Origin of the sequence: Aeromonas sp. 603607, assembly GCF_049171595.1 — a bacterium.
Taxonomy (GTDB): Bacteria; Pseudomonadota; Gammaproteobacteria; order Enterobacterales; family Aeromonadaceae; genus Aeromonas; species Aeromonas veronii.
Window position 1 is genome coordinate 107,396 of the sequence record NZ_JAAKOV010000008.1, and the last position, 22,194, is coordinate 129,589.

Consider the following 22,194-nt stretch of genomic DNA (forward strand, 5'->3'; position numbering starts at 1 on the left):
GCGCTGCCGCTCTTGTCACACCCGCCGATGATGGGTCAGGGGTTATGCCCTCTGCCTATAGAAGAGGGGGCCATGCCCCCTCAACGGAATCAACGGGTTATCGCGCTTGCTTAGCCGTGGGTGTGATCGCCACCGATAGCCTGATGTTGCTCCTTCATGGCGCGGATCCGGCTCGCCAGGGTGTAGAGACGGATAAAGCCTTCGGCATGGCTCTGGTCATACACTTCGTCGGCGCCGAAGGTAGCGAAGTCTTCGGAGTAGAGGCTGTTCGGCGACTTCTTCTGCACCGCAGTGACCTGACCCTTGTACATCTTCAGCACCACTTCACCGTCGAGATCTTCGGCGATGGCGTTGGCAGAGGCGAGGATCGCCTTGCACAGCGGGGTGAACCAGCGGCCGTCATAGACCAGATGGGAGAACTCGGCACCCAGCTTTTCCCGCCAGGCGCGGGTCGGGCGATCCAGTACCAGCTCTTCCACGGCGCGCAGCGCGGCGACCATCACGGTACCGCCCGGGGTTTCGTAGCAGCCGCGGGACTTCATCCCCACCATGCGGTTTTCGGTGATGTCGATACGGCCCACGCCGTGCTTGCCGGCACGCTCGTTCAGGGTCATCAGGATCTGGTGCGGGCTGAGCGGCTGGTCGTCAACGGCCACTACTTCACCCTGCGCCACGGTCAGCTTGACGTACTCCGGCTGATCCGGTGCCTGTTCGGCCGGTACGGTCCACTGCCAGACCGCTTCGGAGGGCTCGTTCCAGGTGCTCTCCAGCTCGCCACCCTCGGTGGAGATGTGCCAGGCGTTGGCATCGCGGCTGTAGATCTTCTTCAAGGTCGCCTTGCAGGGGATGTTGCGGGTCTCCAGATAGGAGAGCAGATCTTCCCGGGAGCGCATGTCCCAGATCCGCCACGGGGCGATCACTTTCAGCTGGGGCGCCAGCGCGGCAACCGCACCTTCGAAACGCACCTGATCGTTACCCTTGCCGGTGCAACCGTGGGAGATGGCATCGGCCCCTTCCGCCAGTGCGGCCTCGACCATCGCCTTGGCGATCACCGGACGGGCCATGGAGGTGCCCAGCAGATAGGTGCCCTCATAAACGGCGCCGGTCTTCAGGGTCGGGTAGACGTACTCTTTGACGAACTCTTCCCGCAGATCCTTGATGATGCACTTGGTGGCGCCGGAGGCGATCGCCTTCTGCTCGATCCCTTCCAGATCGTCGCGCTCCTGACCGACGTCGGCCACGAAGGCGATGATTTCGGCGTCATAGTGCTCTTTGAGCCAGGGAATGATGGCCGAGGTATCCAGTCCACCCGAGTAAGCCAGTACGATCTTGTTGATTCCGCTCATTTTACTTCTCTCCATGATGATTCGATAAAGGGTCGTGATTCAGGTTGATTGCCGCGTTACTTGCCGCCGAGAAGGGTCAGCAACACGGCGTTCTGGATATGCATCCGGTTTTCGGCCTCGTCCATGATGAGGGAGGCGGGGCCATCCATCACCTGCGAGGTGATCTCCAGCTCCCGATGAGCCGGCTGGCAATGCAGCACGTGCTGGATGCCGGTGCGGTCGAGCAGGGCCTGGTTGATCTGGTAAGGCATAAAGAGGTCTTTGACCTGCTCCATCGGGGTGTTGTCACCCATGGAGACCCAGGTATCTGTGTAGGCCACATCGAACCCTTCGATATCCGCCACGTCATCGCTGATGTGGATGGTAGCTCCCGACTTGGCCGCCAATGCCTGCGCCTGCAGGAAGATCTGGGTATCCGGGCCGTGGCCTTTCGGGCAGATCAGGGTGACGTCGGTGCCGAGGGTGGCCCCCAGCAGCAGCAGAGAGTGGCTGACGTTGTTGCCATCACCGAGGTAGGCAAGCTTCACCTTCGACAGGTCGTCGTAGTGCTCGGCAATGGTCATAAAGTCGGCCAGCCCCTGACAGGGGTGGTAGAGGTTGCACAGACTGTTCACCACCGGCACTGAGCCGTGCTCCGCCAGCTCGACCAGGGTCTGGTGATCGAACACCCGGGCGACGATGGCATCACACCAGCGGGACAGGTTGGCGGCGAAATCCTTCACCGACTCCCGCTTGCCCAGCGCGCCGTTCTGCTGATCCAGATAGACGCTGTGGCCGCCCAGTTTGGCGATGCCGATGTCGAAGGTGACCCGGGTGCGCAGGGAGGGTTTCTCGAACAGGGTGACCACACTCTTGCCGGCCAGCGCCTGGCTGTACTTCTTCGGGTCGGCCTTTACTGCTTTGCCCAGCGCAATCAGCGCTTCGATCTGGGCTTTGTTCAGATCACTGTCTTTCAGAAGATGTTGCATCGGATGTTCCTTGTTCCGGTGGAGATCAAATAGCCACTTGAGTGCCGACCGCGCCGCCAGCCAGCAGCTTGAGCAGCTGATCCGGGTAACGCCAGCTGGCAACACAGACCGGCTTGCCGAGGGTCTGGGCGGCGTGCAGGGCCGCTTCTACCTTGACCGCCATACCATCGCGGATCACCCCTTTCTCCATCAGATCCAGCGCGGTCAGCTTGTCGAGCTGGGGCACCAGCTTGCCCTTGCCATCGAGGATGCCGCTCACATCGGAGAGCATCACCAGATCGGCACCGAGCGCCTCGGCAATGGCGGTGGCCGCCTGATCCGCGTTGACGTTCATCAGCTGCCCGTCGGCTGTGATGCCGATGGAGCTCACCACCGGCAGGAAGCCCTGACCGAGGATCCCCGCCACCAGTGCCGGATTACCCGGCTTGCACTCGCCGACAGCGCCGAGATCCGGGTCGAGCTGGGTCACCTGACAGAGGCCGCCATCCGCCAGACAGAGCCCCACCGCCGGAATGCCGGTGGCGATCGCCTTGGCCATCATCTGCTTGTTGGCAGTGCCCGCCAGCGCCCCGGCAATAAAGGGGATCTGCTCGAACGGGGTCACCCGCAGGCCGTTCTTCTTGGTAGAGGTGAGACCCAGCCCCTTGAGCAGGTCATCCACCAGACAGCCACCGCCGTGTACCAGCACCAGCGGACGGTGCTGATCGTCGAGAAAGGTTTTGAGGGTGGCGAACAGGGCGGTCAGCGCCTCGTCGTTCTCGATAAGGGCGCCGCCCAGCTTGATTACCAGAGTTTGCTTGTCCATATCTCTCAATCCTTCCTTAAATCAGGCATTGGCCTGCGTAATAGCGCTGTTATGTCCAACTGGAAAGGGCACCGAACTCAACGTGATTACCAACGTCTGTTTGTCCATGTTCGAGATCCTTCCTAAGTCCTTAAATCAGGCCGGTGGCCGGTTCAAAACCAAATTTGATATTTATGCACTGCATGGCTTGCGAGGCGGCGCCCTTGAGCAGGTTGTCGATGGCGGATACCACCACCAGCATGTTGCCCTGCTGTTGCCAGGCGATATCGCAGTAAGGGGTGTTTGCCACACCGCGAATAGAGGGCATCTGGCCGGTGAGGCGCACCAGCGGCTTGCCTTCGTAAGCCTTGAGGAAGGCCTGATCCACCTGCGTGGGGGTGACGCCGTCCGCCAGCTGCACATAGATGGTGGCCAGAATGCCGCGCACATAGTTGCCAAGGTGGGGCTGGAACAGCACCTCCTTGCCGAGGTGGTGGCTGATCTCCGGCTGGTGTCTGTGATTGAAGGTGCCGTAAGGGTTGAGGCTCACTTCGCAGAAGCTGGTGTTGATGGCTGCCTTGCGCCCGGCACCGGAAACCCCTGAGACGGCGTTGATGATGGGCTGCCACCCCTTGGCAATCAGGCCATCCTGCTGCAGCGGCTTGAGAGCACAGAGGGAGGCGGTCGGATAACAACCCGGCACCGCAATCAGCTGGGCGGTAGCGATGGCATCGGCATTCCACTCCGCCAGACCATAGACGGCCTGATCCAGCCACTGTTCGCTGTCGTGGGTGAAGCCGTAGAAGCTGTCGTAAAAGCCCTGATCCTTGACCCGGAAGGCACCGGAGAGATCGAACACCGGCAGCCCCTTGGCGAGAAACTTGGGCGCCAGCTCGGCGCTCACCTCGTGGGCGGTGGCCAGCAGCACCAGATCGGCCTGGGTCAGGATCCGGGTCATGCCATCGTCGTCCAGCGGCAGCAGCGGCTGATCGAGGGCGCCTACCCACTGGGGATGCAGGGAAGAGAAGCGCTTGTGGGCATCCTGACTGCCGGCGGAGACGTAGAGGCCGAACAGTTTGAGTTGTGGATGGTTCTGTACCAGTGCGGCCAGTTCGGCTCCCGCGTAGCCACTGGCACCGACGATAACGGTGTTAAGCATGTTGAATATTCCAAGTCAGAGTTCGAGATTCACAGCATGACGCTGCAGTGCACAAGGGTGTTCGAGCGCCCCTTTGCACAAGTGCGGAGGGGCAATTCAGGCGGGTGTGTGTCGTCGGTTATAGATCAGGTGACAGAACATTAACTTTCCCTTACAACTAGAAGCCTTTGTTGATGAGCCAGATATTCAGGTAAAATTACAGAATATTAATGCACTCACTTTGCATTTGTATTTTCTAACAGAAACATTCCGGGGACGCAAGGAGGAGCTGATGGCCAATCTGGATTTTTTTTCACTTTATAAGAATATTATTGCGATTCCCTCTATCAGCAGCACGGATCCCAAGTGGGATCAGAGCAATGAGGCGGTGATCCGGCTGCTGGCCGACTGGTTCGGTCAGCTCGGTTTTCAGTGCGAGGTGACGGCGCTCCCCGATCTGCCGGGCAAATTCAATCTGGTGGCGACGATGGGTCAGGGGGAGGGCGGTCTGCTGCTGGCGGGCCACACCGATACGGTGCCGTTCGATGAGGGGGGTTGGAGCAAGGATCCCTTCAAGGTGACCGAAGAGGGCAATCGTCTCTATGGCCTCGGCACCATCGACATGAAGGGCTTCTTCGCCTTTATCGTGGAGGCGCTCAAAGATATTGACCTCACCAAGCTGACCAAGCCGCTGCGCATTCTCGCCACTGCCGACGAAGAGACCACCATGGCGGGGGCCCGCGCCATCGCCGCGGCGGCCGAGCTCAAACCCGACTACGCCGTGATTGGCGAGCCGACCGGACTGGTGCCGGTGGTGGCCCACAAAGGGCACATGTCGGAGGCGATCCGTATTACCGGCAAGAGCGGTCACAGCTCGGATCCCGCCAACGGCGTCAACGCCATGGAGATCATGCACAAGGCGATGGGGCAGGTGCTGCGCTTGCAGCAGGATCTGAAAGATCGCTACGCCGACCACCGCTTTGCCGTGCCACAGCCGACCCTGAACCTGGGTTACATTCAGGGCGGGGACAGCCCGAACCGTATCTGCGGCTGCTGCGAGCTGCATATCGACCTGCGACCCACTCCGCAGGTGGGGCCGGATGAGCTGATGGGGATGCTCAAAGAGGCACTGTCGCCCATCGAGATCCACCAGCCGGGCTGTCTGCATCTGCAACATCTGCATGAACCCATTCCCGCCTACGCCTGCGCCGACGACTCTGTGCTGGTGCGCGAAGCTGAGAAGGCGAGCGGCCGCGTCGCCGAGTCGGTCAACTACTGCACCGAGGCGCCGTTTATCCAGCAGCTTGGCTGCGAGACCATAGTGATGGGCCCCGGCCATATCACCCAGGCGCACCAGCCGGATGAGTATCTCGACCTCTCCTTCGTCAAGCCGACCACCTCGGTGTTGCAGCACCTGATCAGACGTTTTTGCCTGTAGCGGCGGCGGTGAAAGGGGCGTAAAAACTGTAAGTAAGTTACATAACAAGCCGGTTGTGGAGTGGTGATGGAAATACATGTTCTGAATCGGCCTGTTATTTGACCTTGCGCAGACAATCTGGGTAGATTGTCACCCTAAGATGACGGAGCATATGTTGTAATCGCACAACAATAAGTGAGGTCGTCTAGCACCCCGGATGGGTGTCAGGCACCAACAAGATAAGGATGTGGAATGAACGAAAAGTACGCCGCACTACGCGCCAACGTAGGTATGCTGGGTCAGCTGCTGGGTAAATCCATCAAGGATCATCAGGGTCAGGCCTTTCTCGACAAGATCGAAACCATTCGCCAATTGGCCAAGTCCTCCCGCAAGGGCAATGAATCAGACCGGGAACGTCTGCTCGATACCCTGCGCACCCTGAGCGATGATGAACTGCTGCCGGTGGCCCGCGCCTTCAGCCAGTTCCTCAATCTGGCCAACGTGGCGGAACAGTTCCACACCATCTCCCGTCGCTGTGAAGAGCAGGTCTGCACCCCGGACCCGCTGGAGCAGATGTTCGACAAGCTGAAAGCGTCCAACCTGTCGCAAGAGGCCATCATTCAGGCCGTGCGCGAGCTGGATATCGATCTGGTGCTGACCGCTCACCCCACCGAGGTGACCCGCCGCACCCTGATCCACAAGCACGTACAGCTCAACGACTGCCTCGAGGCGCTGGAGCTCTCCGACCTGCTGCCCCGCGAGCGGGACAAGATCCTCAATCGCATCGAGCAGCTGATCAATCAGGCGTGGCACACCAACGAGATCCGCGAACAGCGCCCGACTCCGGTCGACGAGGCCAAGTGGGGCTTCGCCGTGGTGGAGAACAGCCTGTGGCCTGCCATCCCCGAATTCATGCGCAATCTGGACGAGCGTCTGCAACACCATCTGGGTGTGCGGCTGCCGCTGGATGCCGCGCCGGTCAAGTTCACCTCCTGGATGGGCGGTGACCGCGACGGCAACCCCTTCGTTACCGCCAAGGTGACTGCCGAAGTGCTGGAGCTAGGCCGCTGGATGGCGGTGAGCCTGTTCTACAAAGACATCAAGGAGCTCACCTCCGAGCTCTCCATGTCCGACTGTACCGACGTCGTGCGTGCTCGCGTTGGCGATCACCCCGAGCCCTACCGCGCGCTGGTGCGCGAGCTGCGTGAAGCGCTGCGCGAAACCAAGGAGCACCTGACCGCCAAGGTGCAGGGCCAGGCGAGCGAGAGCCAGGATCTGGTCAAGACTACCGCCCAGCTGCGCGAGCCGCTGGAGCTCTGCTACCACTCATTGCACGCTTGCGGCATGGGCAACATCGCCGATGGCATGCTGCTGGACGTGCTGCGCAAGGTCGCCTGTTTCGGCATCCATCTGGTCAAGCTGGATATCCGTCAGGATGGCGAGCGTCACGGGCTGGTCTTCTCCGAGCTGACCCGCTATCTGGGTCTGGGTGACTACGCCGAGTGGAGCGAAGATGACAAGCAGGCTTTCCTGCTCAACGAGCTGAACTCTCGCCGCCCGCTCATTCCTCACGACTGGGAGCCGAGCGCCGAGGTGCGCGAGACGCTGGATACCTGTCAGGTCATCGCCGAGCACGACCCCGATGCGTTTGGCATCTACATCATCTCCATGGCCGGTGCGCCGTCCGACGTGCTGTCGGTGCAACTGCTGCTCAAAGAGGCGGGTTGCAAGTTCCGCATGCCGGTCGCCCCGTTGTTTGAAACCCAGGATGACCTGATGGCAGGCACCGCCGTAATGGAGCGTCTGCTCTCGGTGGACTGGTATCGCGGCTACATTCAGGGCCGTCAGTACGTGATGATCGGTTACTCCGACTCTGCCAAGGATGCGGGCATGATGGCCGCTGGCTGGGCCCAGTACGCCGCCATGGAATCCCTGGTGGGGCTGGCCGAAGCCAACAATATCCGCCTCACCCTGTTCCATGGCCGTGGCGGTACCGTCGGTCGCGGTGGTGCCCCTGCCCATCAGGCCATCCTCTCCCAGCCGCCGGGATCCCTGCGCGGCGGTCTGCGTACCACCGAACAAGGGGAAATGATCCGCTTCAAGTTCGGTCTGCCGAAAGTGGCGATCAAGAGTCTGGAGCTCTACACCAGCGCCGTGCTGGAAGGGAACCTGCTGCCGCCGCCCAAGCCGAAAGAGTGCTGGCGCGAGGTGATGGAACAGCTGGCCGCCGACTCCTGCGATCACTACCGAAGCATTGTGCGCGGTCATCCGGACTTCGTCCCTTACTTCCGTGCCGCCACCCCGGAGATGGAGCTCGGCAAGCTGCCGCTCGGCTCCCGTCCCTCCAAGCGCAAGCCTAACGGCGGCGTCGAGAGCCTGCGCGCCATTCCGTGGATCTTCGCCTGGACCCAGAACCGCCTGATGCTGCCGGCTTGGCTCGGTGCCCACAAGGCGCTGCAACAGGCCATCGACGGCGGCAAGCTGGCGGTGCTGGAAGAGATGAGCGCCCAGTGGCCCTTCTTCCGCACTCGCCTCGAGATGCTGGAGATGGTGTTCCTCAAGGCGGACGTCTGGCTCGCCGAGTACTACGACACCCGTCTGGTGCCGCAGGAGCTGTGGGGCCTTGGCAAACAGCTGCGTCAGGAGCTCGCCGAATCCATCGAGGTGGTGCTGAAACTGAGCCCGCGCGGGGATCTGCTGGAGGATCAGCCCTGGATCAAGGAGTCCATCAAGCTGCGCAACCCCTACACAGACCCGCTCAACGTGCTGCAAGCCGAGCTGCTCAACCGCTCCCGCAACCACCCGGAGACCCTGCACCCCGAGCTGGACAAGGCGCTGATGGTCACCATCGCCGGTATTGCGGCAGGTATGCGCAACACCGGTTGATCGCCAGCCCAAGCCAGCAGGCTTCAGCGATATCCATCCAGCCAAAGGGCGCCGACAAGGTGCCCTTTGTTTTTTGTTGCCCAGCAGAATTCGGCTCGATGGGAACCCCACCCATGTTTTGGACTGTATTTTGTAGGGTGCAGCAAGCGCAGCGCATTGTACGGCTCGGAAATGATTTTAGCCCTGACTCGTCCTGTGTTTAATTCGGCAAGCGGCACAATTCATCTTGTTCATTGCTCTCTACTCATTACCGGTGATGGGTACAGATTTCCCCTCCGGCTTGCATCACTCGCCACGCAGGCGCAGACTGTTTGGCCTTGTTTTTATGCGATTCGATTCAAGGCAACCATCATGACTCCTGCCATCAACCTGCTGAAGAAGCTCAAAATCCCCCACAAGCTCTACCCCTATGAGTGCGAAGCCCACGATGATTTCGGCAAGCATGCCGCGACCCAGCTCGGGTTGCCGGAGGCGCAGGTGTTCAAGACTCTGGTTGCCCATCACGACAAGCAGGCGGTGGTGGCCATCGTTCCCTCATCCGGCATGTGCAGTCTGAAGCAGCTGGCCAAGGCGACTGGCCTCAAGAAGGTGGAGATGATGAAACCGGCGGAAGCGGAGAAGCTGACCGGTTACAAGGTGGGTGGCATCAGCCCGCTGGCCCAGAAGAAGCTGCTGCCCACCGTGCTCGACGAGTCGGCGCTGCAGTTTGACGAGATCCTGGTGAGCGGCGGCAAGCGCGGCCTCTCGGTCGGTGTGGCGCCGCAGGATATGCTGACGCTGATGAAGTGGATCGCCGCTCCCATCGGCGAAGAGTAGTGCCGGGCACGTTGTGAACCTGTTCTCCGGGCCTGTGGTGGCCCGGATAGCCCCACCTGTGAGCGGGCGCGTGCCCTGTGCTCAACGGGGTGCTTGCCAGTCTATAATGGGTGAACCCCGTTGTATGAGTTCAGCCATGATGTACCGACTTCTGTTGCTTTGCCTCTGTTTATCCCTCCCCTCTACCTTGCTGGCTGCCACCCGTTTTACCCTGCTCAGCCCTGAAAACAGTCAGGATATGCGGATGCGTTATTACCGTGAGGTGATGCAGCTGGCGCTAGAGAAAACTCGCCCCGAATATGGCGACTACGAGTTGCTGGACTCCCTGCCGATGAACAAGGCGCGGATGCGGATCGAGGTGCAGGAGCAGGGCAAAAACGCCCTCTTTATTGTCGACAGCTGGCCTTATCAGGGGGAGGCAGTGGCGGATCAGGTGGCATCGATCCCGTTCCCGATCGATATGGGGATCCTCGGCTATCGGGTCTGTTTCGTCGGCTCGGATCGTGCTGCCGAGCTGGCGCGGGTGAACACCCTGGATCAGTTGCGCCACTTCACTCAAGGGGTGGGCACCGGCTGGCAGGATGCGGTGATCCTGCGCAACGGCGGGCTGACTGTGCATGAGGTGGATAACTACGAGTCGCTGTTTCGTATGGTGGCACGAGGGCGCATCGATCTCTTCTGTCGTGGGGCCAACGAGATCCTGTCGGAGTGGCAATCTCATCAGGGCAAGGTGGCCGGTTTGACGGTCGATCGCCATCTGGCCCTTTTCTATCCGCTGATCCACGTGTTCTACAGCAATGCCCGCTACGTTCAGGAGCGCGAGCGCCTTGAGCGCGGTCTGCAACTGGCCTGGCAGGATGGTTCGCTCAAACGGCTCTGGCGCCATCACTTCCAACCCTCGCTGGTGTTTGCCAATCTGGGGGCTCGCCAGATTGTCCGGCTCGGCAATCCGCAGTTACCCAAGGACGGTTTTGACTATCGCCCCTACCTTTACAACCCGCTGACGGATGATTTCGGTTCACAACCCTGAGCCGGGTTATCAGGTGCGCAGCTCTGATAGAGTAAGGGAGAGATCATTGCCGCAAAGGAGATGGCCCATGCACGCATCTGCCCTCTCCTTGCTCTTCATCGCGTTGCTGCTGCCTGCCACCGGCGGTGCAGCCCCGGTCTTTACGCTGCGTACCTGCCTCGAAAACAGTGACTCCTACCCCTGGCTGCTGCAATCGGGGGAGGGGATTGTCCAGTATCACCTAAAGGCGGTTGCTACCGCCCTCAATGCCGAGATCGTGCTGACGCCGCTGCCGTGGAAGCGCTGCCTCTCTCGGGTGAGCAGTGGCCAGATGGATGCGGCCATCAAGATGAGTTACAGCGTCGAGCGGGCGACCAGGGTGGGGGTCTATCCCATGCGTGAGGGCAAACCCGACCCCGCCAAGCGGCTGCTGACCGAGAGCTACAGCCTCTACCAGCTAAAGGGGGGCAAGAGCCAGTGGGATGGCACCACCCTCAGGATCAAGGGCATGGTGGCGGCCCAGTCGGGATTCTCCATCGTCGACTGGTTGCAGGCTGCGGGAGCCGAGGTGGATGACTCCAGCCGTGACCCGCTGATCATGTTGAAAAAGCTGGTGATGGATCGGGCGCAGGCGACCGCCATCCAGACCGAGGTGGCCGACAGCATTCTGGCGGCCCATCCCGCGTTGCAGGCCCGTATCGAGCGGCTGTCGCCGGTACTGGTGGAGAAGCCCTACTATCTGGTCTTCTCTCACCGCTTCTATCAATCTCATCCCCGACAAAGCCGGCAGGCGTGGGATGCCATCGAGCAGGTGCGCGACTCTGCTGCCTATCAGCGTTATGCCACATCGCTCAGAAGCACACCTCCGGTGGGGGAGTAGGCTGATGGATGCGACTGGCCGAAAAGTGGAGGAGAGCGTGGGGTGGCGGCAGGGCCGAGCGGCCAAGCTAGGGGCTACACTGAAAGAACCCCTTCAGCCAAGGCGCGGTTTATGTCACCCCTGCATCTGCTGGCTGCCGCTCTGCTCTGCATGTTGTCGCTGACCGGACAGGCGGCCACCCGGTTTACCTATATCAGCCCGGAGAGCGAGCGGGATCCGCGTACCACCTATGATCGGGAGCTGCTGCGGCTCGCCCTCGACAAGACCCGCGACCAGTTTGGCGACTATCTGCTGGAGCCTGCGCCGCCCATGACCAAGGCGCGCGAGCGGGTCAGTATGCAGCTAGACAGTTATCCCAACCTCTTTGTAATGGACAGCTACAGCAGCACCCGCGAAGATCTGGGGCTCGCCTATGTCCGTTTTCCCATCCATCTGGGGATCGTCAGCTACCGCATCTGTTTTGTCAGCCCGCAGCAAAAGGCGGCGGTGAGCAAAGTGACCGACCTCAAGGGGCTGCGCCAGTTCACCTTCGGTCAGGGCAAGGGGTGGCTGGATGTGGATATCCTGCGCTACGCCGGGATGGAGGTGGTGGAGGTGGAGGGGTACGAAAAGCTGTTCAAAATGGTGGCGCGGGGCCGCTTCGATCTCTTCTGCCGCGGGGTGAGCGAGCTGCGCAGCGAGCAGCTGACCCACAAGGAGATGACGGATCTGTTGGTGGACGATGCGCTGTTGATCTACTACCCGCTGCCTCGGGTCTTCTACACCAATCCCAACAATCGCGAGGCGCTGCAGCGGGTCGAACGGGGGTTGCAGCTGGCGTGGCAGGATGGCTCGCTACAGGCGCTGTGGCGCAAGAGCTTTGGCCCGGCCATCGCCTTTGCCAAGTTCTCCCAGCGCCGAATGTTGCGACTGGATAATCCCTTCCTCGACGGGATCAGCTTCGATTACCGCCCCTACTTCTACAATCCGCAGACCGATCGCTTCGGCGATTACTGAGGTGCCTGCCGCTGGCGGCAGATGGCCAACCAAGCCTCGGCGGTGCGCGACAGATAGCGCTCGCTCGGCCAGATCACCCCGAGTCGCCAGCTCAATTCGGGCTCCAGCGGCCGCAGCACCAGACCATCCGGGGTCAGCCGGTGGCAGACCGGCTCCGGCAAGAAGGCGACCCCCATGCCGCTGCGCACCATGGCGGTGAGAAAATCCCACTGGCTGCTGCGCGCCGCCACCTGCGGCACAAAGCCCGCCTCCTGACATGCCTGCTCCAACCGCTCGCTCAGGGTAAACGCCTGGGTATAGAGCAGGAAGGGCTCCTCCTGCAGGGACTCCAGCCGCAGCGGCGTCTCGCCATGCCAGCGGGGTTGATCAGGCAGCACTACCCGGATCGGGTATTGATCCAGCTCCAGCGCGCTGAGGGCGCCCCCCTCTTTGGTCGGCAGCATGGTGATGGCGAGATCCAGCTCCCCCTCCAGCACCGCCTGCTCGATGCGACGGCCGCCGTACTCCACCAGGGTCAGCTCCACCTTGGGATAGCGGGTGCGGTAGGCGCGGATCAGATCCGCATAGACGTGACCCACCATGGGGGGAATGCCGAGGGTGAGGCGACCATGTTGCAGGCTCTGCAGATCCGCCAGTTCGGCCTCCAGCTGCTGCATCTCAGCCAAGATGGTCTGGGCACGGTTGAACAGCACCTGGCCGCTGTCGGTCAGGGTGAAGCGGCGCCCTTCCCGGTTGAGCAGGGGTTGGCCCAGCTCCTCCTCGATATTGCGGATCATCTTGCTGATGGTGGGCTGAGTGACGAACAGCTTTTCAGAGGCGCGGGTGAAGCTTTTTTCCCGTACCAGTTCGACAAAATAGCGCAGGGCGCGAATATCCATGGACTCTCTCGACTCGTGTTGGCGGTTACGGGATTAAGTATGCCTATGTGGCATGAATTCGATAATTTTAATTCATTTCTGGCAGGTTTTGCTCAACTCTATACTGTGAGCCGGTTCACAGAAAGACGATGATCATGAAAGCCCTCTGCTTGCGCTGGTTACAGACTCCCTTCCAGATTGTGTTGCTGGCAGCCATCTGGCTGCTGGCCGATACCGCGGTGCGTACCCTCCATCTGCCGCTGCCTGCCAACCTCACCGGCATGCTGTTGCTGCTGGTCTGCATCCTGCTCGGGGTGGTCAAGGCCGAGTGGTTCAGCGCGGGGGCTCGCTGGCTGCTGGCCGAGATGCTGCTCTTCTTCGTCCCCGCCGTGGTGGCGGTGGTCAACTATCAGGAGCTGCTGCTGCAAGAGGGGTGGCGCATCATGGTGGTGCTGCTGGTGAGCACCACCCTGGTACTCGGCACCACGGCGCTGGTGGTAGATCGGGTTTACCGCCTCGAACTGAAACTGGCCCGCCGGAGTCGCCGTCATGTCTGATACCCTGCTCGGGCTGATCTGTTTCGCCCTTACCCTGCTCTTCTACTACGCCAGCAAATGGCTCTACGGCAAAAAGCGGATCCTGCCGCTGATGCCACTGCTGCTGGCGCCGACCCTGCTGGTGGCCGTGGTGCTGCTGTTCCACATCCCCTATCAGGACTACATGGCGGAATCCCACTGGCTGCTCTGGCTGCTGGGCCCGGCGACCGTCGCCTTCGCGGTGCCGGTCTACGAGAACCGCCAGCTCATTCGTCGCCACTGGCTGTCGCTGTCGGTGGGGGTGGTCGCATCGGTCATCATGGCGGTGGGGAGCACCGTGCTGCTTGCCCGCTGGCTCGATCTCTCCGACATGCTGCAACGCAGTCTGGCGATGCGCTCCATCACCACGCCGTTTGCGGTGGAGGCGACCCGCGCCATCGGCGGTCAGAGCGATCTTACCGCGCTGTTTGTGGTGCTGACCGGTGTCATCGGCATGGCGGTGGGGGAGAGCGTGCTCACCGTGCTGGCCATTCGCAGCCGTCTCGGCAAGGGGGCGGGGTTTGGTGCCTCGGCCCACGGCGCCGGCACCGCTAGGGCCTATCAGATGGGTAATGAGGAGGGAGTGGTCTCCAGCATGGTGATGATGATCGCCGGCATGGTGACCGTGCTGCTGGCGCCCCTGCTGGGCCGGATGTTTTGGTAGGCCGGGCTTCCCTTTAGAAGGCTGCTCGCCTCGGCGCTACACTCTAGTGAGCCTGTATTCCCGGGATGAGCAGTATGACCTTTCATCGCCTCGCTTCCTGCTTGCTGCTGTGCAGCCTTTCCCTCCTTGCCAGTCCCCTACGGGCGAGCGACGTCATCACTCATATCAGCCCCGAGAGCGATCGGGACTTGCGTACCCTCTATTTTCGCGATCTGTTGCAGCTGGCGCTGGAGAAGACCCGCGACAGCTTCGGTGACTACGAGCTGCGAACCGCGCCGCCGATGAACCGTATCCGGATGCGACAGATTGTGCAGACTCAGCAATACCCCAATCTGTTTGTGGCCGACAGTCTGCGTCCGGCCGCGGAGAGCGGAGCGCTGGATTACGTCCGTTTTCCGGTGGAGCTGGGCATCCTCGGTTATCGCATCTGCTTTGTCAGTCCGCAGCAGGCCGACGCAGTGGCAAGGGTCAATACCCTGACCGAGCTGCAGCAATTTCTGCACGGGCAGGGGCGTGGCTGGCAGGATGCGGAGATCCTGCGTAATGGGGGATTCAAGGTGCAGGAGATCGACGGTTACGAGCGGCTGTTCAAGCTGGTGGCCCGTGGCCGCATCGATCTCTTCTGCCGCGGTGCCAACGAGCTCTTTATCGAGCAGGAGCAGCACAGTGATCTGCCCGGCCTCACCGTGGATCGGCGAGTGGCGCTGCACTATCCCTTCCTCCACCTCTTCTACACCCACAAGGATAATCAGGCCGCCATCCGCCGCCTCTCGGTCGGCCTCAAACTGGCGTGGCGGGATGGCTCGCTGCAACAGCTCTGGCTGCGCCACTTCAAACCTTCCCTCGAGCAGGCGCAGCTCCCCAGGCGCCTGTTGTTCGAGTTGGCCAATCCGCGCCTTGATAAGGTGGACTTTGATTATCGGGCCTACCACTACAACCCCGTCGACGGGACGTTCGGGCCCGGGCTGCCTTGATCCTGATGGGGCTATTACCGGATAAAGGGCCGTCTCTGCCGATGCACTCAATCATGCTAAAAAGGCATGTTTTTTATTATTTAAATTCATTTTTTGAAGGTTTGTGCGCTGCATATACTGGGGGTCGCTTCACGGTTCAGGTTTGCTCCTGCCCGCTTCTGGCTTGTGCGAGTGAGCCTGAATCGTCCTGCTGCGGCGTCTTGATGTTCTGCATGAAGGCGTCCATCACTGGGCCGGTATCGATCCCGGCAGGTATTACAGCTGACGGAGCCTTGTTATGTTTAATTCCCACTCTTGCGCCCTGATTGTCGAAGGGGGCGCGATGCGCGGCATCTTTGCCAGCGGCGTGCTCGATGCGTTTGTCGAAAGTCACCACTACCCGTTCGATTTCGTCATGGGCGTCTCGGCCGGTGCCACCAATCTGGTCTCTTATCTGAGCGAGCAGCCGCGCCGCAGTCACCACATCATCACCGAGCTGGCTTGCAGCTCCCGTTTTCTCGATCCCCTGCGTTTCGTCAAAGGGGGCGATCTGGTGGACATCGGCTGGCTGTGGCAGGCCAGTCGCCATCGCTTCCCGCTGGATCTCGAGGCCTTCTGCGCCCGCGACATTCCCTTCTACGCGGTGGCGACCGATGTGGCGAGCGGCAAGGCCATCTATCTGCCGGTGCGGCCCGACAACATGGATGAGGTGCTGACTGCCACCTGCGCCCTGCCGGTGGTGCAGCACGATACCCCCTACGTCGATGGTCGCCCGATGGCCGATGGCGGCATCAGCGACTCCATTCCGGTGATCGAGGCCTATCGGCGCGGGGCGCGGCGGATGACGGTGGTGCTCTCGGAACCCTGGGGCTATCGCAAGAAGCCGGCCCGTTTCTGCTGGATGGTCAAAGCCTTGCTGAAAACCCAGCCTGCGCTGGCGCAAGCCATGCTGGAGCGGGATCTTGCCTACAACCGGGCACTCGATTTCATCGCCAATCCCCCTGCCGATTGCGAGATCGAGGTGATCGCGCCACCGGCCGATTTCATGGTCTCCCGTTTTACCCAGGATCCGGTCAAGCTGGAGTCCGGCTATCTGCAGGGTTACTGGCAGGGGCGCCAGAGCGTGCTGCGGGCAGTCAGGACTGTACGTGCCGCTTAGCGGCAACCTGGTGTCTTTAAACGTTGCCACCCTCTGAGGCAGGTCACTGAATCGGGGGCGCTGGCGTGGTTAAATGGTCGGCTCACATCTTGCCGGATATTGCTGTGACCATGCCATCTGACCTTCAGCCGCTGCTTGCTTGGCCTGACTATCTGCAGGCCTCCTGGCTGCGCTGCGCCCACCAGACCAGTGCCACCCTCTGGCATCCACCCCACAGCGCCAAGGGGCAGACCTTGCAGAGCCTGCGCCAGCGCAAACGGGATCTGCTCACCACCGGCGAGATGGCCCTCGAAGATCTCTACGAATTTATGGAGGGGCGCCCCTGCGCCCTGCTGCTCACCGACGAGAGCGGCTGCCTGCTGGCCCGGACCGGCCACCCCGCCACCCTGCGCGAGCTGGCGGCGCTGGGGTTTGGCCCCGGCGCCTTTTTCAGCGAGGGGCGTATCGGCACCAATGCCATCAATCTGGCCGCGCTGGAGGGCGTGCCGCTCTGCGTCAGCGGTGCTCAACACTTCAATCAGACCCTCCACCCGTGGCACAGCTGTGCCAGCCCGGTCTACAACAGCAATGGCCGTCAGGTCGCCATCATCGCGTTGATCTGCAAGGTGGAGGAGGCGAGCGCCGGCGATCTGGCGCTCGCCGTCAGTGCCGGGCGCGAGCTGGCTCATCTGCTGCAGATGGAGACCCTGATGCAGGAGTCCCAGCACCACCTGAGCGAACTTTACGCCCTGCTCGACGGCATGGATGACGGCGTGCTGGCCTGGGATCCGCAGGGGCGGCTGCGCTACCTCAACGCGCTGGCAGCCCACCGGCTGCGGCTCGATCCCGCACTCTGTCTCGGCCAGCCGCTGGAGCAGCACCTGTTGTTGCCCCAGCGGTTGCAGCTGGCCATCAGGGGGCAAACGCCACTGAGTCATGTGGAGGTGACGCTGGAGCGGCTTGGCGCGCAGGAGGGGGAGTTTATCAATGTGCTGGTGAGCCTCAAGCCGCTGCCGGGGCCGGAGGGGGTCAGCTTTATCGCCCTGCTGCACCCGGTCGATCGGCTGCGGGCCATTCACCAGTTGCGCCAGACGGTGCCCGAGTTGTCGGCACTGGTGGGGGAGTCGAGCGCCATGCGCAAGTTGCTGCGCTACGCCCGGCAGGCGGCCCAGAGTCAGGGGCCGATCCTGCTGCGCGGCGAGGAGGAGGTGGGCAAGGCCCAGCTGGCGGAGGCGATCCACTTTGGCAGCGAGCGGGCCGCCGGGCCGCTTATTACCCTCAACTGCAAGGCGCTGCCGAGCGAGCGGATGGCGCTGGAGCTGATGGGTTCCGACGAGGCGGGGCAGGAGCGGGCGGGCAAGTTCGAGCTGGCCCACGGCGGCACATTAGTGCTGGAGCAGGTGGAGTGCCTCTCTGCCCCCATGCAGGCGGCGCTGCTGCAACTGCTCAAGACCGGTCGCATCCAGCGCTTCGATTCGGCCCGTATCCTGCCGCTCAAGGTGCGGATCATCGCCACCAGCAGCGCCCCGCTGGAGCAGCTGGTGCAGGAGGGGTTGTTTGGCCGCCAGCTGCTCTATGCCTTGCAGGCGTGCGAGCTGTGGCTGCCGGGATTGCGGGAGCGCGCGGCCGATCTGCCGGGCCTGATCAGCCAGCAGTTGGCAGCGCAGGGGCGCGAGCCGGTGCGCCAGTTCAGTCCGGCGGCCCTCGATTGTCTGCTCGCCTATCCCTGGCCCGGCAATCTGGGGGAGCTGCGCAGCGCCGTCGAGCATGCGCTGCTTCATGCCGGTCAGGGGCCGATCCCGCCCGAGGCGCTGCCCGCCGCCATTCGGCACGGCTATCAACGGGTGGCCGACGAGGTGGTGGGGCAACCGCTGCTCACGCTGGCGGAGCTGGAGCGGCAGGCCATCCTGCGCTGCGCCCATGCCTGCAAGGGGCAGGTGAGCCAGATGGCCCAGCATCTGGGTATCAGTCGCACCACACTGTGGCGACGGCTCAAACTGCTCGAGATCGATCCCGCCGACTATCACGGCTGACGGCGAGCCATTGCGAACCGGCCAGCAGAAAATGAAAAGGCCCCGCAGATGCGGGGCCGTCTTATATGGCTAGGTCCGTCGTGGCGTGGTTACAGCCCCAGCTGGTGGGCGGTGACGATGGCCGCCAGCACATCCTCGGCGGTGACCTTGAACGGCATATTGTGGATGGTTTCGCCCTCGGCGGTGGAGGCTTTGGCCACCTCCATCAGGCGCGCCATATCCAGCTCCTTGACCCCCATCATATGCAGGTTGGTCGGCAGGCCCACCGAGCGGCAGAAGCCCAGCACGGTTTCGATCTCCGCCATCGGCGCATTCTCCAGCACCAGCTGCACCAGGGTACCGAACGCCACTTTTTCACCGTGGTAGAGGTGGTGACACTCGGCCAGCTGGGTCAGGCCGTTGTGGATGGCGTGGGCGGCAGCCAGTCCGCTGCTCTCGAAGCCGATACCGCTCAGGTAGGTGTTGGCCTCGATGATGTTCTCCACTGCCTTGGTGCAGAGCCCCTGCTCCACCGCCAGCTTGGCCTTGTAGCCGTCGGCCAGCAGAGTCTTGTAGCAGAGCTCGGCGATGGCCTGGGCCGCCAGCGTGGAGGCACCACCGGCCATGGTCTGGCAACCGGAGACCTTGTTGGCGCGCGCCTCGAAGTAGGTGGAGAGCGCATCCCCCATGCCGGAGACCAACAGCCGTACCGGGGCGCGGGAGACCACCCCGGTATCCATGATGACCATGTTGGGGTTGGTCGGGATCATCAGGTATTCGCTAAACTGCCCCTCCGGGGTGTAGATGACCGCCAGCGCGCTGGTGGGAGCATCGGTGGAGGCGATGGTCGGCACTATGACCACCGGCACCTTCTGATAGAAGGCGACCGACTTGGCGGTATCCAGCGTTTTGCCGCCGCCGATGCCGATGATGACGTCAAACGGGGTCTGCTGGCAGTGGGCCAGCAGGCGGTCGATCTCGGGGCGGGAGCACTCGCCGTTGAAGCAGTCGAACTCCGGCTTGATACCGGCGCCGTGGAAGCTGGTAGCCACAGTATCGCCCACCAGCTTGGTGACGAAGGCGTCGGCCAGGATCAGCGGCTTGCTACCGAGCGCTTTGACGTAGTTGCCGATATTGGCTAGGGCCCCGTTGCCTTGTACGTATTTGCTGGGGCTGATGATGATGCGGTCCATATTTTATCCCTCTCTCTTTATGAATTAAGAATCGGGGCGAAGGGGCGGCTGTGCCGGGGACTCCTTCGTCTTGAATGAAGCTGCACAAGCTCAGCGAGCGAGTGCAGCCCCTTGAAACAGTGGCGTCAGTCGCCGAAACGATCAAAGGCCAGCTGCTGGAAGCTGGCCAGGGCGGCGGTGGCATCCTCGCCGCGCGCCAGCAGGGTGAGCTGGTCGCCCTGACGCACGTTGAGCATGGCGAGCCGGGTGAGGCTGCGGGGATTAGCCTCTTTGTCCCCCTTTTGCAGCTTGAGTTCGGCGGCAAAGGGCTTGAGGGCGGCCACCAGTCGGGCGGCGGGGCGCACATGCAGGCCGTGGGGGTTATCGACCACCACCTCACAGCGCTGCCAGCCGTCGTCGACAACGGGGGCCGTCTCGGTGGCGGCCTGCGCCGCGCTGGCTGGCAGCATCGCCTGTTTCGGGCCCAGCGCGCCGAGCGCCTCGGCGGCCACCTCATCCAGCGTCAGGCCTGAACCGGCCGCCACCACAGCGGCCAGAGTACCTTCGACCAGCGGGGCGGGGCAGAGCCGTACCCTCGCGCTCAGCTCCGGGGGCAGCAGTTCGAGGGCGGTTTCGGCGCTCAAGAGGGCGCTGCCCAAGTCCATCAGCACCAGCACGCCGCTGCCGTCGTCCGCTTCTTCAATCGCACTCATCACCGCGATGGCATCGGTGCCGATGGGGTGGTCGGGGTCATCGACCCCAGCCGCCAGCAGCAGGCGGGCCGGGCTGCCGAGCTGGTCGGCCAGCGCTTTCAAGCCGGCCGCCAGCATGGCGCTGTGAGAGACCACTACGATTCCGATCATGTCACAACCTCGCTCTGTCACGCAGGGCGGTCAGCAGCAGCAGGGTTGAGGTGGCCCCTGCATCCTGATGGCCGATGCTGCGCTCGCCAAGGTAGCTGGCGCGCCCCTTGCGGGCCTGCATCTGGATGGTCGCCTCGGTACCGGCTGCGGCTGCCACCACCGCCTTGTCCAGCGCTTCGTTGAGGGGCAGCTCTTGCTGCTGCGCCTGTTGCAGGGCGGCCAGTGCCGGCCACCAGGCGTCGCACATGGTCTTGTCGCCCGGCTCGGCATGGCCGCGCGAGACGATCCCCTCCACCCCGTCGCTCAGCATTTTGCACAGCTGGCTGAGGCTGAGGCTCTGGCAGGCATCGCTGCTGGCTGCGGCCCGGATAAAGAAGGTGCCGTAGAGTGGGCCGCTGGCACCGCCGACCGAGGAGAGCAATGTCATGCCGGTGGTTTTCAGCACCTGCCCGATATCCTTGTCCGCTACCGCCGGCAGCTTCTCGGCCACCTTGGCGAAGCCGCGCTGCATATTGAGGCCGTGGTCGCCGTCGCCGATGTCGGTATCCAGCGCGGTGAGGTAGTCACGCTGCTCGGTAAAGATGTGTTCGCAGTCGAGCAGCCAGTTGACGATTTGGTGTTTGCTTAGCATGGCTATCGGCACTCCTTAGCAGCCGCGACGCAGGGCGGGGGTGTGAACGGGGGCATCCCACAGGGTCATCAACTCATCATCCACCTTGAGCAGGGTGATGGAGATGCCGGTCATGTCGAGGGAGGTGCAGTAGGGGCCGATCAGGTTGCGCACCAGATGGATGCCCGCCTCTTCGCACAGGGTAGCGAGGCGGCCATAGACGCCATAGAGCTCGGAGATGGGGGTGCCACCGAGGCTGTTGACCAGTGCGATGACTCGATCGCCCTTGTTGAGCGGTTCGATAAAGGTGTGCTCCTCCTGCCAGCTGCCGCTGGTGCGATCCCAGTGGCGCAGGGTGCGGCCATAGGGGGTATTGTCCGCCAGCTCGCTGAACATGTCGTCCACCAGGGTATTGAGGTCGCTGAAGGGGCGACGTTCGATGCCCGGCTCGCCGTGGATACCGACGCCGAACTCCAGCTCGTTGTCCGCCAGAGTGAAGGAGGGCTTGCCAGCGGCCGGCACGGTGCAGGCATGCATAGCCACGCCTATGGTGCGGCTCTGGTTGTTGATGCGACGGGCCAGCGCCTCGCAACGCGCCAGATCGTAGCCCGCCTCGGCGGCGGCACCGACCAGCTTCTCGCACAGCACGGTCGTGGCAACGCCACGGCGACCTGCGGTGTAGAGGCTGTCTTTGACCGCCACGTCGTCATCGATCAGGGCGAAGCCCACCTTGACGCCGTCGCCGTGCAACAGCTCGACCGCGGTCTCGAAGTTGAGTACGTCGCCGGTGTAGTTCTTCACCAGAAACAGCACGCCCGCGCCGCCATCAACGGCCTGACCGCACTCGTACATCTGATCCGGGGTCGGGGAAGTAAAAATCTCGCCAGGGCAGGCGCCATCCAGCATCCCCTTGCCCACCAGACCACCGTGCATCGGCTCGTGGCCGCTGCCACCGCCGGATACCAGCGCCACCTTGCCCATCACGGGGGAGTCGGCGCGGGTGATGTAGTGTGGCTCGATACGTACCTTGAGCTCGGGGTGGGCGGCTGCCATCCCCATCAGTTGTTCACGGACCACGGCATCGACGGCATTGATCAGTTTCTTCATGGC

General features: G+C 62.4%; 20 protein-coding genes. 11 read left to right on the forward strand and 9 right to left on the reverse strand.

The window, feature by feature from the left end:
- Positions 1 to 110 precede the first annotated feature (110 nt).
- From G5315_RS09735 to argC, 4 genes are all read right to left on the reverse strand, one after another.
- On the reverse strand, positions 111 to 1,346 hold the full coding sequence (locus G5315_RS09735) for an argininosuccinate synthase (RefSeq protein ID WP_033115910.1): 1,236 nt from the start codon (positions 1,344 to 1,346) through the stop codon (positions 111 to 113).
- 56 nt (positions 1,347 to 1,402) lie between these two features.
- Positions 1,403 to 2,314 carry an ornithine carbamoyltransferase gene (locus G5315_RS09740; RefSeq protein WP_257700200.1) on the reverse strand — a complete coding sequence of 304 codons (912 nt, stop codon included), beginning with the start codon at positions 2,312 to 2,314 and terminating at the stop codon, positions 1,403 to 1,405.
- Between the two features lie 25 nt (positions 2,315 to 2,339).
- Positions 2,340 to 3,119: an acetylglutamate kinase gene (argB, locus tag G5315_RS09745; RefSeq protein WP_043851575.1), complete on the reverse strand. Its 780-nt coding sequence runs from the start codon at positions 3,117 to 3,119 to the stop codon at positions 2,340 to 2,342.
- Positions 3,120 to 3,249: 130 nt separating this feature from the next.
- Positions 3,250 to 4,257: an N-acetyl-gamma-glutamyl-phosphate reductase gene (gene argC, locus G5315_RS09750; protein ID WP_110304444.1), complete on the reverse strand. Its 1,008-nt coding sequence runs from the start codon at positions 4,255 to 4,257 to the stop codon at positions 3,250 to 3,252.
- Between the two features lie 271 nt (positions 4,258 to 4,528).
- Here argC and argE point away from each other — a divergent pair, with 271 nt between their 5' ends.
- The 6 genes from argE (at position 4,529) to G5315_RS09780 (ending at position 12,240) form a co-directional block, all read left to right on the forward strand.
- Positions 4,529 to 5,674, forward strand: coding sequence for an acetylornithine deacetylase (gene argE, locus G5315_RS09755; RefSeq protein WP_421332956.1), 1,146 nt, complete (start codon positions 4,529 to 4,531; stop codon positions 5,672 to 5,674).
- Between the two features lie 231 nt (positions 5,675 to 5,905).
- On the forward strand, positions 5,906 to 8,539 hold the full coding sequence (ppc, locus tag G5315_RS09760) for a phosphoenolpyruvate carboxylase (RefSeq protein ID WP_160880598.1): 2,634 nt from the start codon (positions 5,906 to 5,908) through the stop codon (positions 8,537 to 8,539).
- Between the two features lie 351 nt (positions 8,540 to 8,890).
- Entirely contained in the window at positions 8,891 to 9,355 is a 465-nt protein-coding gene (ybaK, locus tag G5315_RS09765; protein WP_005336092.1) for a Cys-tRNA(Pro) deacylase, read from the forward strand.
- A 136-nt stretch (positions 9,356 to 9,491) separates the two neighbouring features.
- Positions 9,492 to 10,385, forward strand: a complete 894-nt coding sequence (locus G5315_RS09770; protein ID WP_421332957.1) for a hypothetical protein — start codon at positions 9,492 to 9,494, stop codon at positions 10,383 to 10,385.
- A 67-nt stretch (positions 10,386 to 10,452) separates the two neighbouring features.
- Positions 10,453 to 11,244: a substrate-binding periplasmic protein gene (locus G5315_RS09775; RefSeq protein WP_421332958.1), complete on the forward strand. Its 792-nt coding sequence runs from the start codon at positions 10,453 to 10,455 to the stop codon at positions 11,242 to 11,244.
- A gap of 111 nt (positions 11,245 to 11,355) precedes the next feature.
- Positions 11,356 to 12,240 (forward strand): transporter substrate-binding domain-containing protein, encoded by an 885-nt coding sequence (locus tag G5315_RS09780; protein WP_368226922.1) that lies wholly within the window; start codon positions 11,356 to 11,358, stop codon positions 12,238 to 12,240.
- On the opposite strand, the gene G5315_RS09785 is transcribed toward G5315_RS09780, so the two are convergent.
- On the reverse strand, positions 12,234 to 13,118 hold the full coding sequence (locus G5315_RS09785) for a LysR substrate-binding domain-containing protein (protein WP_368226923.1): 885 nt from the start codon (positions 13,116 to 13,118) through the stop codon (positions 12,234 to 12,236). The two genes, G5315_RS09780 and G5315_RS09785, sit on opposite strands and share 7 nt — an antisense overlap.
- A 134-nt stretch (positions 13,119 to 13,252) precedes the next feature.
- Here G5315_RS09785 and G5315_RS09790 point away from each other — a divergent pair, with 134 nt between their 5' ends.
- From G5315_RS09790 to dhaR, 5 genes are all read left to right on the forward strand, one after another.
- Entirely contained in the window at positions 13,253 to 13,654 is a 402-nt protein-coding gene (locus tag G5315_RS09790; protein ID WP_204419745.1) for a CidA/LrgA family protein, read from the forward strand.
- Positions 13,647 to 14,336 (forward strand): LrgB family protein, encoded by a 690-nt coding sequence (locus G5315_RS09795; protein WP_005341581.1) that lies wholly within the window; start codon positions 13,647 to 13,649, stop codon positions 14,334 to 14,336. Before G5315_RS09790 ends, G5315_RS09795 begins: the two co-directional genes overlap by 8 nt.
- A gap of 74 nt (positions 14,337 to 14,410) precedes the next feature.
- Positions 14,411 to 15,310 (forward strand): hypothetical protein, encoded by a 900-nt coding sequence (locus G5315_RS09800; protein WP_421332959.1) that lies wholly within the window; start codon positions 14,411 to 14,413, stop codon positions 15,308 to 15,310.
- 277 nt (positions 15,311 to 15,587) lie between these two features.
- Positions 15,588 to 16,448, forward strand: coding sequence for a patatin-like phospholipase family protein (locus G5315_RS09805; protein WP_421332960.1), 861 nt, complete (start codon positions 15,588 to 15,590; stop codon positions 16,446 to 16,448).
- Positions 16,449 to 16,558: 110 nt separating this feature from the next.
- A complete protein-coding gene (dhaR, locus tag G5315_RS09810) occupies positions 16,559 to 18,460 on the forward strand; it encodes a dihydroxyacetone kinase operon transcriptional regulator DhaR (RefSeq protein WP_421332961.1) in 1,902 nt (633 codons plus the stop codon).
- 89 nt (positions 18,461 to 18,549) lie between these two features.
- Here the strand turns inward: dhaR and G5315_RS09815 are convergent, their stop codons facing one another.
- The 4 genes from G5315_RS09815 to dhaK form a co-directional block, all read right to left on the reverse strand.
- Positions 18,550 to 19,632 carry a glycerol dehydrogenase gene (locus G5315_RS09815; RefSeq protein WP_421332962.1) on the reverse strand — a complete coding sequence of 361 codons (1,083 nt, stop codon included), beginning with the start codon at positions 19,630 to 19,632 and terminating at the stop codon, positions 18,550 to 18,552.
- Positions 19,633 to 19,757: 125 nt separating this feature from the next.
- Entirely contained in the window at positions 19,758 to 20,474 is a 717-nt protein-coding gene (dhaM, locus tag G5315_RS09820; RefSeq protein WP_421332963.1) for a dihydroxyacetone kinase phosphoryl donor subunit DhaM, read from the reverse strand.
- Between the two features lies 1 nt (position 20,475).
- Positions 20,476 to 21,105 (reverse strand): dihydroxyacetone kinase subunit DhaL, encoded by a 630-nt coding sequence (dhaL, locus tag G5315_RS09825; RefSeq protein WP_421332964.1) that lies wholly within the window; start codon positions 21,103 to 21,105, stop codon positions 20,476 to 20,478.
- 15 nt (positions 21,106 to 21,120) lie between these two features.
- Positions 21,121 to 22,191: a dihydroxyacetone kinase subunit DhaK gene (gene dhaK, locus G5315_RS09830; RefSeq protein ID WP_201931102.1), complete on the reverse strand. Its 1,071-nt coding sequence runs from the start codon at positions 22,189 to 22,191 to the stop codon at positions 21,121 to 21,123.
- Positions 22,192 to 22,194: the final 3 nt, after the last annotated feature.

Coding starts and splice junctions, on each gene's coding strand:
- G5315_RS09805 (WP_421332960.1), top strand. CDS start 15,588: ATGTTTAATTCCCACTCTTGCGCCCTGATTGTCGAAGGGGGCGCGATG.
- ybaK (WP_005336092.1), top strand. CDS start 8,891: ATGACTCCTGCCATCAACCTGCTGAAGAAGCTCAAAATCCCCCACAAG.
- G5315_RS09800 (WP_421332959.1), top strand. CDS start 14,411: ATGACCTTTCATCGCCTCGCTTCCTGCTTGCTGCTGTGCAGCCTTTCC.
- G5315_RS09815 (WP_421332962.1), bottom strand. CDS start 19,632: ATGGACCGCATCATCATCAGCCCCAGCAAATACGTACAAGGCAACGGG.
- G5315_RS09780 (WP_368226922.1), top strand. CDS start 11,356: ATGTCACCCCTGCATCTGCTGGCTGCCGCTCTGCTCTGCATGTTGTCG.
- dhaK (WP_201931102.1), bottom strand. CDS start 22,191: ATGAAGAAACTGATCAATGCCGTCGATGCCGTGGTCCGTGAACAACTG.
- argE (WP_421332956.1), top strand. CDS start 4,529: ATGGCCAATCTGGATTTTTTTTCACTTTATAAGAATATTATTGCGATT.
- G5315_RS09795 (WP_005341581.1), top strand. CDS start 13,647: ATGTCTGATACCCTGCTCGGGCTGATCTGTTTCGCCCTTACCCTGCTC.
- G5315_RS09775 (WP_421332958.1), top strand. CDS start 10,453: ATGCACGCATCTGCCCTCTCCTTGCTCTTCATCGCGTTGCTGCTGCCT.
- G5315_RS09735 (WP_033115910.1), bottom strand. CDS start 1,346: ATGAGCGGAATCAACAAGATCGTACTGGCTTACTCGGGTGGACTGGAT.
- ppc (WP_160880598.1), top strand. CDS start 5,906: ATGAACGAAAAGTACGCCGCACTACGCGCCAACGTAGGTATGCTGGGT.
- G5315_RS09785 (WP_368226923.1), bottom strand. CDS start 13,118: ATGGATATTCGCGCCCTGCGCTATTTTGTCGAACTGGTACGGGAAAAA.
- dhaL (WP_421332964.1), bottom strand. CDS start 21,105: ATGCTAAGCAAACACCAAATCGTCAACTGGCTGCTCGACTGCGAACAC.
- G5315_RS09740 (WP_257700200.1), bottom strand. CDS start 2,314: ATGCAACATCTTCTGAAAGACAGTGATCTGAACAAAGCCCAGATCGAA.
- argB (WP_043851575.1), bottom strand. CDS start 3,119: ATGGACAAGCAAACTCTGGTAATCAAGCTGGGCGGCGCCCTTATCGAG.
- argC (WP_110304444.1), bottom strand. CDS start 4,257: ATGCTTAACACCGTTATCGTCGGTGCCAGTGGCTACGCGGGAGCCGAA.
- G5315_RS09770 (WP_421332957.1), top strand. CDS start 9,492: ATGATGTACCGACTTCTGTTGCTTTGCCTCTGTTTATCCCTCCCCTCT.
- dhaM (WP_421332963.1), bottom strand. CDS start 20,474: ATGATCGGAATCGTAGTGGTCTCTCACAGCGCCATGCTGGCGGCCGGC.
- dhaR (WP_421332961.1), top strand. CDS start 16,559: ATGCCATCTGACCTTCAGCCGCTGCTTGCTTGGCCTGACTATCTGCAG.
- G5315_RS09790 (WP_204419745.1), top strand. CDS start 13,253: ATGAAAGCCCTCTGCTTGCGCTGGTTACAGACTCCCTTCCAGATTGTG.